The sequence below is a fragment of the Pseudomonas fluorescens genome (assembly GCF_000802965.1).
Classification (GTDB): Bacteria; Pseudomonadota; Gammaproteobacteria; order Pseudomonadales; family Pseudomonadaceae; genus Aquipseudomonas; species Aquipseudomonas fluorescens_A.
This window is the reverse complement of sequence record NZ_JSAK01000017.1, coordinates 136,956-148,966: the sequence shown is the minus strand read 5'-3', so window position 1 is coordinate 148,966 and position 12,011 is coordinate 136,956. Positions and strand designations below refer to the sequence as shown.

Annotated in this window: 12 protein-coding genes; 2 read left to right on the top strand and 10 right to left on the bottom strand. The window is 59.5% G+C overall.

The window, feature by feature from the left end:
- Positions 1-8 precede the first annotated feature (8 nt).
- From NL64_RS15125 to NL64_RS15115, 3 genes are read right to left on the bottom strand one after another with little or no spacing between them, the layout of a single operon-like run.
- Entirely contained in the window at positions 9-1,286 is a 1,278-nt protein-coding gene (locus NL64_RS15125) for a dihydrolipoamide acetyltransferase family protein (RefSeq protein WP_034148872.1), read from the bottom strand.
- Positions 1,287-2,345 (bottom strand): alpha-ketoacid dehydrogenase subunit beta, encoded by a 1,059-nt coding sequence (locus tag NL64_RS15120; protein WP_034148871.1) that lies wholly within the window; start codon positions 2,343-2,345, stop codon positions 1,287-1,289.
- A 1-nt stretch (position 2,346) separates the two neighbouring features.
- The gene (locus NL64_RS15115) at positions 2,347-3,582 is read right to left on the bottom strand and encodes a 3-methyl-2-oxobutanoate dehydrogenase (2-methylpropanoyl-transferring) subunit alpha (RefSeq protein ID WP_034148870.1); all 1,236 of its coding nucleotides are present in this window, start codon (positions 3,580-3,582) and stop codon (positions 2,347-2,349) included.
- A gap of 185 nt (positions 3,583-3,767) precedes the next feature.
- Here NL64_RS15115 and bkdR point away from each other — a divergent pair, with 185 nt between their 5' ends.
- Positions 3,768-4,256, top strand: coding sequence for a Bkd operon transcriptional regulator BkdR (gene bkdR / locus NL64_RS15110; RefSeq protein ID WP_008005367.1), 489 nt, complete (start codon positions 3,768-3,770; stop codon positions 4,254-4,256).
- A gap of 91 nt (positions 4,257-4,347) precedes the next feature.
- On the opposite strand, the gene NL64_RS15105 is transcribed toward bkdR, so the two are convergent.
- Positions 4,348-5,211: an MBL fold metallo-hydrolase gene (locus tag NL64_RS15105; RefSeq protein WP_034148869.1), complete on the bottom strand. Its 864-nt coding sequence runs from the start codon at positions 5,209-5,211 to the stop codon at positions 4,348-4,350.
- A gap of 162 nt (positions 5,212-5,373) precedes the next feature.
- Here NL64_RS15105 and NL64_RS15100 point away from each other — a divergent pair, with 162 nt between their 5' ends.
- On the top strand, positions 5,374-6,174 hold the full coding sequence (locus NL64_RS15100; RefSeq protein WP_034148868.1) for a sulfite exporter TauE/SafE family protein: 801 nt from the start codon (positions 5,374-5,376) through the stop codon (positions 6,172-6,174).
- A 3-nt stretch (positions 6,175-6,177) separates the two neighbouring features.
- Here the strand turns inward: NL64_RS15100 and NL64_RS15095 are convergent, their stop codons facing one another.
- The 6 genes from NL64_RS15095 to NL64_RS15070 all read right to left on the bottom strand — a co-directional run bounded on the left by NL64_RS15095 (position 6,178) and on the right by NL64_RS15070 (position 11,928).
- On the bottom strand, positions 6,178-7,047 hold the full coding sequence (locus NL64_RS15095; protein ID WP_034148867.1) for an aldose 1-epimerase: 870 nt from the start codon (positions 7,045-7,047) through the stop codon (positions 6,178-6,180).
- 164 nt (positions 7,048-7,211) lie between these two features.
- On the bottom strand, positions 7,212-8,492 hold the full coding sequence (locus NL64_RS15090; RefSeq protein ID WP_034148866.1) for a TRAP transporter large permease: 1,281 nt from the start codon (positions 8,490-8,492) through the stop codon (positions 7,212-7,214).
- Positions 8,493-9,020 (bottom strand): TRAP transporter small permease, encoded by a 528-nt coding sequence (locus NL64_RS15085; RefSeq protein ID WP_034148865.1) that lies wholly within the window; start codon positions 9,018-9,020, stop codon positions 8,493-8,495.
- A 78-nt stretch (positions 9,021-9,098) separates the two neighbouring features.
- Positions 9,099-10,082, bottom strand: coding sequence for a TRAP transporter substrate-binding protein (locus tag NL64_RS15080; protein ID WP_034148864.1), 984 nt, complete (start codon positions 10,080-10,082; stop codon positions 9,099-9,101).
- 76 nt (positions 10,083-10,158) lie between these two features.
- Entirely contained in the window at positions 10,159-11,052 is an 894-nt protein-coding gene (locus NL64_RS15075) for an SMP-30/gluconolactonase/LRE family protein (RefSeq protein ID WP_034148863.1), read from the bottom strand.
- Positions 11,053-11,103: 51 nt separating this feature from the next.
- Entirely contained in the window at positions 11,104-11,928 is an 825-nt protein-coding gene (locus NL64_RS15070) for an NAD-dependent epimerase/dehydratase family protein (RefSeq protein ID WP_034148862.1), read from the bottom strand.
- Between the last annotated feature and the right edge of the window lie 83 nt (positions 11,929-12,011).

Genomic DNA, 12,011 nt, shown 5'->3' with positions numbered 1-12,011 from the left:
AACAAAAATCAGTCCACAAACAAGGTGGCGGGTTGTTCGAGCAGGCCACGGACGGCCTGGATGAATTGCGCCGCGTCCATGCCGTCGACCACGCGGTGATCGAAGGAGCTGGAGAGGTTCATCATCTTGCGAATCACGATCTGGCCTTTGACGACCATCGGGCGTTCGACGATTTTGTTCACGCCAACAATCGCCACTTCCGGCAGGTTCAGCACCGGCGTGCTGACGATCCCGCCCAACGCGCCGAGGCTGGTCAGGGTGATGGACGAGCCGGACAGCTCATCGCGGCTGGCCTTGCCGTTACGGGCAGCGGTGGCCAAACGAGAGATTTCCTGAGCACTGTCCCACAAGTTGCGGGCTTCGGCGTGACGCACCACCGGCACCATCAAACCGATATCCGCCTGGGTGGCGATGCCGACATGCACCGCACCGAGGCGGGTGATGACCTGGGCTTCGTCGTCGTAACGGGCGTTGATCTGCGGGAATTCACGCAGGGCAACGACCAGCGCGCGAACCAGGAATGGCAGCAAGGTCAACTTGCCGCGAGTCGCGCCGTGTTTTTCGTTCAGGTGTGCGCGCAGTTCTTCCACCGCCGTCACATCGATTTCTTCGACGTAGCTGAAGTGGGCGGCGCGCTGGGTAGCGTCCTGCATGCGCTGGGCGATCTTGCGGCGCATGCCGATTACCTGAATTTGTTCTTCGTCATTGCGCTGGGCATAAGCGGCGGCAACAGGTGCCGAAGCGTTCGACTGACCCTGGGCCAGATAGGCATCAAGGTCTTCGTGCAATACACGACCGGCCGGGCCTGTGCCACGTACCAGGCGCAACTGAATGCCGAGGTCCAGCGCATGCTTGCGCACAGCCGGGGAGGCCAGCGGACGCTCATCGGCTTCGCGAGCGACCATCGGACCTTGGCACACGGCCGGGCGTGGTGCTGGGGCAGCGACCGGTTTGCTTTGCACGACAGGTTCAACTTCAGGCGCTGCAACCGGTGCTTCTTTTACAGCAACCGCCGGCTGAGCCGATTCTTTAACGTTGCCCGCGCCTTCGACTTCAATGCTGATCAGCACACTGCCAACCGCCATGACTTCGCCCGGCTGACCACCGAGGGCAATCACCTTGCCATGCACCGGCGATGGAATGTCGACCATCGCCTTGTCGGTCATGACATCGGCCAGCACCTGATCCTCGACAACCATGTCGCCGACCTTGACGTGCCACACCGACAATTCAACTTCTGCAATGCCTTCACCAATGTCCGGCATTTTAATAACGTGCGTGCCCATTCAGACCTCCATGACCCGTTTCAACGCCGCGCCCACTCGGGACGGCCCTGGGAAATACGCCCACTCTTGCGCGTGCGGGTAAGGGGTGTCCCAACCGGTGACGCGTTCGATCGGCGCTTCCAGGTAGTGGAAGCAGTGCTCTTGCACCAGCGCCGTCAGTTCGGCGCCGAAGCCGCAAGTGCGGGTGGCTTCGTGAACGATCACGCAACGTCCGGTTTTCTTCACCGATTTGGTGATGGTTTCCAGGTCCAGCGGCCACAGGCTGCGCAAGTCGATGACTTCGGCATCGATACCGCTTTCTTCAGCGGCGACTTGCGACACGTAAACGGTGGTGCCGTAGGTCAGGATGGTCACGTCCTTGCCCGGACGGGCGATCGCGGCAACGTCCAGCGGTACGGTGTAGTAACCGTCCGGAACCTGTGCAGCGGGGTGTTTCGACCATGGGGTAACCGGGCGCTCGTGGTGGCCGTCGAAAGGGCCGTTGTACAGCCGTTTAGGCTCCAGGAAGATCACCGGGTCATCGTTTTCGATGGAGGCGATCAACAGGCCTTTGGCGTCGTAGGGGTTGGACGGCATGACGGTGCGCAGACCGCATACCTGAGTGAAGAGCGCCTCGATGCTCTGGCTGTGGGTCTGGCCGCCGTAGATGCCGCCGCCGCAGGGCATGCGCAGGGTCATCGGCGCGGTGAATTCACCCGCCGAGCGATAACGCAGGCGCGCAGCTTCGGAAATGATCTGGTCGTAGGCCGGGTACACGTAGTCGGCGAACTGGATTTCCACCACCGGGCGCAGACCGTAGGCGCCCATGCCCACGGCGGTGCCGACGATACCGCTTTCAGAGATCGGCGCGTCGAACACCCGCGAGGTGCCGTACTTGGCTTGCAGGCCTTCGGTGCAACGGAACACACCGCCAAAGTAGCCGACGTCCTGGCCGAAGACCACGACGTTGTCGTCACGCTCAAGCATCACATCCATGGCCGAGCGCAGGGCCTGGATCATGGTCATGGTGGTCGTGGTCATGGCGGTGTCCAACTGGATATTGTTGTTGTGATCGTTCATGTCAGATCCCCAGCTCTTGACGCTGGCGCTTCAAGTGCTCCGGCATCTCTTTGTAGACGTCTTCGAACATGGTCGCGGCGCTTGGAATCTGGCCACCGGCGAGGGTGCCGAATTTTTCAGCTTCTTTCTGCGCGGCGATCACTTCAGCTTCCAGTTCGGCGCTGACGGCGGTGTGTTCCTCTTCGGACCACTGGCCGACCTTGATCAGGTGCTGCTTGAGGCGCGCGATCGGGTCGCCCAACGGGAAGTGGCTCCAGTCGTCGGCAGGACGGTATTTGGACGGGTCATCGGAAGTCGAGTGCGGACCCGCGCGGTAGGTGACCCATTCGATCATGGTCGGACCCAGGTTGCGGCGGGCGCGTTCGGCGGCCCAGGCAGAAGCGGCATAGACCGCGTAGAAATCGTTGCCATCAACCCGCAGGGAGGCAATGCCGCAACCGACGCCACGACCGGCGAAGGTGGTTGCTTCGCCACCGGCAATTGCCTGGAAGGTCGAGATCGCCCACTGGTTGTTGACCACGTTGAGGATCACCGGCGCGCGGTACACGTGGGCGAAGGTCAGGGCCGTGTGGAAGTCTGATTCAGCGGTGGCGCCGTCGCCAATCCATGCCGAAGCGATTTTGGTGTCGCCTTTGATTGCCGAGGCCATGGCCCAGCCGACGGCCTGGACGAACTGGGTGGCGAGGTTGCCGGAAATGGTGAAGAAACCGGCGTCTTTCACCGAGTACATGATCGGCAACTGGCGTCCCTTGAGCGGATCGCGCTCGTTGGACAGCAGTTGGCAGATCAGGTCCACCAGCGGTACTTCGCGGGCCATCAGGATGCTTTGCTGGCGGTAGGTCGGGAAGCACATGTCGTCGATGTTCAGGGCCAGGGCCTGGGCGCTGCCGATGGCTTCCTCGCCGAGGCTCTGCATGTAGAACGACATCTTTTTCTGACGCTGGGCGACCACCATGCGGTTGTCGTAGATCCGCGTCTTGAGCATGGCGCGCATGCCTTTGCGCAGGATCTCGACCGGCACGTTTTCAGCCCATGGACCCAGAGCATTGCCCTGATCGTCAAGCACGCGGATCAGGCCCTTGGCCAGGTCGGCGGTGTCGGACGGTTCAACGTCAACTGGGGGTTTGCGCACCGTGCCGGCATCGGTCAGGTGCAGGTAGGAGAAGTCGGTTTTACAGCCGGGACGGCCCGAGGGTTCGGGTACGTGCAGGCGAAGCGGTTCGTACGCTTGGGTCATGGCTTCTACGCTCGATCTTGTGAATTTCTTGTAGTGAGCTGACAGATTTCATTCTGTGGAAGAAATCTTGTCCTACAACAATCATAGGCCCGGCCAAGAAGAATATTTCTCTCTGTTTCATTGCGCTCAAGATCATTTGCAGATAAAAAATCTGCATAAACATAAAAAGCAGGTGGTTTTGTCTCATGCGCAAACTGGACCGTACCGATATCGGCATTCTCAACAGCCTTCAGGAGAACGCGCGGATCACCAATGCTGACCTGGCTCGCTCGGTCAACCTCTCGCCGACACCGTGCTTCAACCGGGTCAAGGCGATGGAGGAATTGGGGCTGATTCGCGAGCAAGTGACCCTTCTGGATGCGGATCTGTTGGGTTTGCACGTCAACGTGTTCATCCACGTCAGCCTGGAAAAACAGGTGGAGGAGGCATTGCAGCATTTCGAAGAGGCGATTTCGGATCGCCCGGAAGTGATGGAGTGCTATTTGATGGCTGGCGACCCGGACTATTTGATCCGTGTGCTGGTGCCGACCATCCAGTCGCTGGAGCGCTTCATGATGGACTTTCTGACCAAGGTGCCGGGAGTGGCGAACATCCGCTCGAGTTTTGCGCTCAAGCAGGTGCGCTATAAGACGGCGTTGCCGCTGCCGGCGAATGGGTTGACGTTGAATAATTGAAGATCAAAAGCAAAAGATCGCAGCCTTCGGCAGCTCCTACAGGTTACGCCAAACCCCTGTAGGAGCTGCCGAAGGCTGCGATCTTTTGATCTTAAAATTTATTAAGTGGGATCTTCAGGTAAGTCACGCCATTGTCCTCGGCCGGTGGAAAATTCCCGGCCCGCACATTGACCTGTATCGCCGGCAGCAGCAGCGTCGGCATCCCCAACCCTTCATCACGCTGGGTACGCATGGCAACGAAAGCCGCCTCGTCGACACCATCGCGCACATGAATGTTGCTTTTGCGCTGCTCGCCCACCGTCGTCATGCAGCACGGTTCACGGGCCTCGGGCGGGTAATCATGGCAAACGTAGAGGCGTACGCTGGCAGGGAAGGCCAGCAGTTTACGGATCGAACTGAACATCTGGTTGGCATTGCCGCCCGGAAAGTCGCAACGCGCGGTGCCGACGTCCGGCATGAACAGCGTATCGCCTACCAGAATCACGTCGCCGTCGATGAGGTATGCCATGTCCGCCGGTGTATGACCCGGTACATGCAGGGCCGTGGCTTTCAGATTACCGATGCGGAAAGATTCATCCGGGGCGAAGAGATGATCGAACTGCGAACCGTCAATGCAAAACTCCGGTTCAAGATTGAACAGGGTCTTGAACACGTTCTGCACCTTGCAGATCGATTGGCCGATGGCAATCTTGCCACCCAGTTCACGCCGCAAATAAGGCGCGGCGGACAGGTGATCGGCGTGGGCGTGCGTCTCCAGTAGCCACTGAACCTGCAACTGGTGTTCGCGAACGAAGGCGATGATCTTGTCGGCCTGGGCGGTAGTCGTTCGACCCGCAGTGGGGTCGTAATCGAGCACCGGGTCGACGATCGCGCACTGCCCGCCATCGGCCTCGTAGATTACATAGCTGTAGGTTGACGAGGCGGGGTCGAGGAAGGCTTCAATCAAGGCGGGCATGTTGGTTGTTTCTGTCTGGTTAAGCCATGAGGTTAGTTTCATTTTCCCTGCGTTGACCAGCCCCGCGTCAAAATCCATGCAGGAAAAATGTGCAGCGGGCTCTATCCTGTCATTCAATCGATACCGGGCGTTCCCGGCTTTTACACGGATCACGAGAGTTTTATGTTGCTGGCGAGTTTTTTTGGTGTGGTGATGGGGATGGTGCTTGGGTTGACCGGTGCCGGCGGCGGCATTCTTGCCGTGCCTGCGCTGGTGCTCGGTCTGGGTTGGAGCATGACCACGGCGGCCCCCGTCGCGCTGTTCGCCGTGGGTAGCGCGGCGGCAGTCGGAGCCATCGACGGTCTGCGTCACGGTCTGGTGCGCTATCGCGCGGCGATGTTGATTGCATTGCTGGGGGCGGTTTTTTCGCCGGTGGGCATCTATTTCGCTCATCAGTTGCCGGAAAAAATTCTGATGATTCTGTTCAGTCTGCTGATGGTGATGGTGGCCGTCCGGATGTTGCGTCGTGAGCGAAAGGACGATGCGCCGAGCGACCACGGTCACGCCAACTGGGGGCAGAAAAACTGCATGCTCGATCAGCAGACCGGACGCTTTTCCTGGACTGCCAAATGCACCGCGACCCTGGCAGCCCTCGGGGCGGTGACTGGCGTGGTTTCGGGGTTGCTCGGCGTGGGTGGCGGCTTTCTGATCGTCCCAGCCTTCAAACAGCTGACCGATGTGCAGATGCGCGGGATCGTCGCCACTTCCCTGATGGTCATCAGCCTGATCTCGGCCATCGGCGTGATCGGCGCGTTGCATGCCGGAGTACGTATCGACGGTTTGGGCGTTGCCTTCATCGTCGCCAGCATCGTCGGCATGATCATTGGCCGCAAGCTCTGCGCCCGGGTGCCAGCGCGGGCGTTGCAGGTCGGGTTTGCCAGCGTCTGCCTGGTCGTCGCCGTCTACATGCTGGTTCGCGCCTGAGGGTTACAGCGCCCGGTATTTCAGGCTGAACGTCAGCTCAGCCGATTGACCTTGCTCCAGCAAACGCAGCCCCGGACGACCCGGCAAGTGATGCGCATTGACCGGGTGACTGACCGGTTCGATACAGAAAAACGCCAGGCCCGCCGGGCAGTAGAGCAGGTAGTAATCGCTGCCGGTGGCCTGGCACTCCAGTTCATAGCCGAGATCCGGTTGCTGAATCAGGCAATGCCCATCCCAATTGCAGAAACCGTTGTCGACCAGCGTCTCCGGCAACGCCTTCGTTTGTTGGAAATTCCATTCGCCAGGTATCGCAACCTGTTGCGTCGGCAGTTTGGAGGCGTTGCACAACCAGACCTGTTCGGCCTTTGCCTGCAATCGCGTGTTATCTGTACGCGGAAAATATGGGTGCAATCCGAGCCCATGCCACGCGGCGCGGTCGGATAAATGCGTCACTTGCAATTCGATGCTCAACCGACCTTCGCTCAGGTGGAAACGTTGCCGGGCGCGATAGGCGAATGGCGTCGCGCTGTCGAGTTGCAGCACCACTTCGCTCGATGCCTGGGAAACCACTTGCCATGGCTGCTGCCACGAGCTGCCGTGAATCGGCAAAGGATCGGTGAGGCTGTTGGGCGTCAGCGACTGCCAGCCATCCGGGCAATCGAAGCCGCCCTCGGCGATACGGTTTGACCACGGTACCAAGGGAAAGCAACCGAGTTTGCCGGGCAGGCCGGTGTTCAGTGCATGGTCGTCAGCATGGCGTAACAGCGATTGACCGCTGCTGCGCACGGTCCAGTTGACGATACTTCCACCGAGTTCGGGGGCGAGGGTGAGGTGGGTGAATTCGTCTTCGAGTTCGAGCAATGTCATTGTCATAGTGATGTCATTGGTTCAATGGGCTTTGTGACGAGGGAGCTTGCTCCCGCTCGGCTGCGCAGCAGTCGTGAATCCTACGACACGGTATATCTGAAGGATTACAGGGCCGCTACGCGCCCCAGCGGGAGCAAGCTCCCTCGCCACAGGGAGTTTGCCAGTCTTCTTTACAAGACCAAATGCGGCAACCACAGCGACAGCGCGGGAATGTAAGTCACGGCCATCAGCACCAGGAACAGCACGCCGTAGAACGGCAGCAGGGCTTTCACGGTTGATTCAATACTGACTTTGCCCACGGCAGACCCCACGAAAAGTACCGCGCCCACTGGCGGTGTTATCAATCCAATCCCCAGGTTGACCAACATGATCATGCCGAACTGTACCGGGTCCACGCCAATGCCGAGAATCACCGGCATCAGGATCGGCGTGAGGATCAGGATCAGCGGCGCCATGTCCATCACCGTGCCGAGCAACAGCAGCATGACGTTGATGCACATCAGGATCACGTAACGGTTGTCCGACAGGGTCAGGAACATCGTGGTGATTTTGGCCGGGATCTGCATCAGCGTCATGATGTAGCCGAAGCTGGCCGCGAAGCCGATCAGGATCATCACGATCGAAATCGTCCGCACCGTGCGGTGCATCAGTTTCGGTAACTCGCTCCACTTGTAGTCGCGGTAGATGAACATGGTCACGAAGAACGACCACAACACGGCGATGGCCGCCGACTCGGTCGCGGTGAAAATGCCGGAGAGAATGCCGCCCAGGATGATGACCATCGCCATCAGGCCCCACAGCGCTTCGCCGCAGATCTTCAGCGCTTCACGCATCGGGATGACTTCACCTTTCGGGTAGTCACGCTTCTTGGCGAAGATCAGGCACAACACCATCAGGCACGCGCTCATCAGCAAGCCCGGTACCACGCCGGCCATGAACAGCGAAGCAATCGACACCGTACCGCCAGCGGCCAGCGAATAGAGCACCGAGTTGTGGCTTGGTGGCGTCAGCAGGGCCTGAACCGAACCGCTGACAGTGACCGCCGTGGCGAAATCACGCGGATAGCCGCGACGCTCCATCTCAGGGATCAGCACCGAGCCGACCGAAGCGGTGTCCGCTACCGAAGAACCGGAAATCGCACCGAAGAAGGTCGACGCCATGATGTTGACCAGCGACAGGCCACCACGCACGAAGCCGACCAGCACACCGGCAAACGCTACCAGACGGCGAGACATGCCGCCTTCGGCCATGATCGCACCAGCCAGCACGAAGAACGGAATCGCCAGCAGGGAAAACTTGTTCACGCCCCCGGCGACCTGAATCATCAGCGCCTGGAAGGGAATGTCGATCCAGAACGCGCCGATCAGCGCGGAAAGCCCCAGCGCGTACGCGACTGGCATGCCGATCAGGATCAACGCGATAAAGCTGCCCAACAGAATAAAAGCGTCCATTCAGGCAGCCCCTTCGTTTTCTTCAACGTGGTCGAAACGCACGACCCGACGGTTGCTCTGATCGCCGAGCAAGAGTTTTTCCAGGACAAAAATCAGCGTCAATACGCCGCCAACCGGAATCGGCATGTAGGTGATACCGACGCGCAGGGTCGGCAGGGCGCTCATGAACTGGTTCCAGGTCGACAAGCAAAGCTTGGTGCCCCAGATCGCCATGAACAGGCTGATGGTCGCCATCAGCAATTGTGCAAACACACTCATGACTTTGCGCATGTTGGGCTGCATGCGATCAGTGAGCATCGCTACCGCCATATGCGAGCCGGAGCGATAGCTGGCTGCTGCACCGATGAAGGTGAAAACCATCATCAGCAGGATTGCAGTGGGCTCGGGCCAACTGGAGCCGGTGCCGAGCACATAACGGGCGAATACGCCCCAGGGAATGATCAGCGCAATGGCCAGTACGGAGAGCCCGGCGACCCAGATACAGGTCATGTAGAGCTTGTCATTGAAACGTAGCAGCAGATTCTTCATCGGGTTCCACCGTAACCGGGCGCGCACGGACGTCTTCAAACGTCCGTGGCGCCGGGCCTTTCTTGAATGCAGGGAGGATTACTGAACGGCTTCGATACGCTTGATCAGGTCGACGTAAGGTGCGCCGTATTTTTCGCGGATCGAGGCAGTCGCCTCATAGAAAGGTTTTTTGTCGACGGTGATGAACTCGACGCCGGCAGCCTTGAGTTTTTCTTCACTGCTGGCCGACTTCGCGTCCCACAGAGTGCGTTCCTGAGCCTGTGCGGCTTTGGCGGTTTTCTTCACCAATGTCTGTTGCTCGGGAGTGAGTTTGTCCCAAGTGATTTTCGACATCACGATCGGTTCAGGCAGGATCAGGTGCCCGGTCAAACTGTAGAATTTGGCGTTCTGGTAGTGGTTGTGTTCGAGCAGGGTTGGAGGGTTGTTTTCGGCGCCGTCGATCACGCCGGTCTGCAACGCACTGAAAATTTCGCCGGTGTCCATCGCGATGCCGTTACCACCCATGGCGTTGATGGTTTCGATGAACATCGGGTTGCCCTGCACGCGAATCTTCATGCCCTTGAGGTCTTCGAGGCTGCGCACCGGTTTCTTGGTGTAGATGTTGCGCGTGCCGCCATCCATCCAGGCCAGGGCCACCAGGCCGAATTCGGAATTGGTGATTTTGCCGAGGATCTCATCGCCGATGTCGCCATCGATGACTTTGCGCATGTGCGCCTGGTCGCGGAACACGAACGGCATGTTGAACACGTTCACGTCCGGCACCACGGGGCCGACGATGCCGAGGCTAACCCGGGCCATCTGAATGGCGCCAACCTGGGCCTGTTCGACCACTTCTTTTTCCGAGCCGAGCACACCGCCGGCAAACATCTTGAAAGTCAGTTTGCCGTTGCTGTCGGCCACCAGGGTTTTACCGAGTTGTTCCTCGGCGACTACGGTCGGATAGCCGGCGGGGTGGATGTCGGCGAATTTGATTTCCAGCGCGTGGGCGGCGCTACTGAGGGTGAGGGCGAGCGTGCAGGTCAGCGGGAGTGCAGCGGCGAGCAAGGTGCGTTTGAAGTCCATGCGGTGTGTCTCCAGTCTTGTTATTTTTGTATTCAAAGGCGCAGCGGTGCAGCACAAGCGGTTACGACAGAAGCGGTTACAGCGAAGCGTTGAAAACGGGTTCCGGTAAACCTTTGACGCCGGGGTCGAGGGCAAACACGCCACCGGCCAGTGATTGTTCGTCATGGTCATCACCGGGGCGAATCGAGGTCACGAACAGGGTGTCGAGTCGACTGCCACCGAAGGCGCACATGGTGGGTTTTTTAACCGGTACGGTGAGGGAGCGATCAAGGCGACCGTCAGGCGTAAAGCGGTGAATCAGCCCGGCGTCATTGGCACAGATCCAGTAGCAGCCGTCGGCATCGACAGCGGCGCCATCGGGCCGGCCGCAGAATTTGTTCATGTCGACGAACACCCGGCGATTGGACGGCGTGCCACTGTCGATGTCGTAGTCGAACGCCCAGATTTGCTGAATCAAAGGATGAGAATCGGACAGGTACATCGTGCGCCCGTCCGGGCTGAATCCCAGGCCGTTGGGCACGATGAAGCCGTCCAATTGAGCAGCCACCGGCCCACGTTCGCCGGCGCTGTAGCGATAGAGGGTGCCGTTGGCAGCATTGGCACCCATGTTGAGCACCATGCTGCCGGCCCAGAAACGTCCCTGACGGTCGCAACGACCATCGTTCAGGCGCATGTCGGGGCGGGCGTGCTCGACGGAGGCCAGCGGTTCGCTGTCGAGGCTGCCATCGTTGTTCGGGTGTAGATGGAAGAACCCGCTCTCCATGCCGGCGACCCAGCCGCCATCCGGATGACGAACGATGCACGCAAGCATTTCCGGGGTTTTCCAGGCATTCACATGACCGGTTTCAGCATTCCAGCGTTGCAGGCCCCCGGCAGGAATATCCACCCAGTACAGGGCGTTTTCCTCGGGGACCCAGACCGGGCTTTCACCGACCGCATTGCGGGTATCGACAATCAATTCGGCTTGCATGGCAACTCATTCCCTTGGTCTTGTTGTTTGGGATCAAGTGAAGCGCGGTGATCAGTCGCCAAACGGGCCGGACGCAACGAACGCACCACCCTGGTAAACCATGGCCGGGTCATCCGAAGCAGGCATCGGTTGGGCTTCAACTTTTTCACGGAACACTTCAGAGGTGTCCTGCGGTGCATAGCCCAGGGCTGTGGCGTAACGGTTGTCCCACCAGACGTTCTTGTTGTCGGAGGCGCCGTAGACCACGGTGTGACCGACATTCGGGGCGTACAAGGCGCATTCGATCAGTTGGGTCAGGTCGCCGAAGCTCAGCCAGGTGCTCATCATCCGGCGGTTTTGTGGTTCCGGGAACGAGGAGCCGATGCGGATGCTGACAGTCTCGATGCCGTAGCGATCGAAGTAGAACGAGGCCATGTCTTCGCCGTAAGACTTGGACAAGCCGTAATAGCTGTCCGGGCGGCGAGGGGAGTGGGCGTCGATGACTTCGTCCTGCTTGTAGAAGCCGATCACGTGGTTGGAACTGGCGAAGATCACGCGCTTCACGCCGTGACGGCGAGCCGCTTCATAGATGTGGAACACGCCGCAGATGTTGGCGCCGAGGATTTCTTCGAACGGACGTTCTACCGAAACGCCGCCGAAGTGCAGGATCGCATCGACGCCTTCAACCAGTTGATGCACGGCTTGCTTGTCCGCGAGGTCGCAAGGCGCGACTTCTTCGCGGTCATCAATGGCCGGGGCCATGTTGGCGATGTCTGAAAGGCGAATGACGTTGGCGTAAGGGCGCAGGCTTTCGCGCAAGACTTTACCGAGGCCACCGGCGGCGCCGGTCAGCAGCAGGCGATTAAAAGGAGTGCGGGCGGTAGCAGTGTTCGTCATGGGAATCCTGGACATCAGTTATTGTTTTGAATTCGTTGTAGGTTGTCGTACGACTATGCCGAAGTATCGTAAGGCTTTCCGGG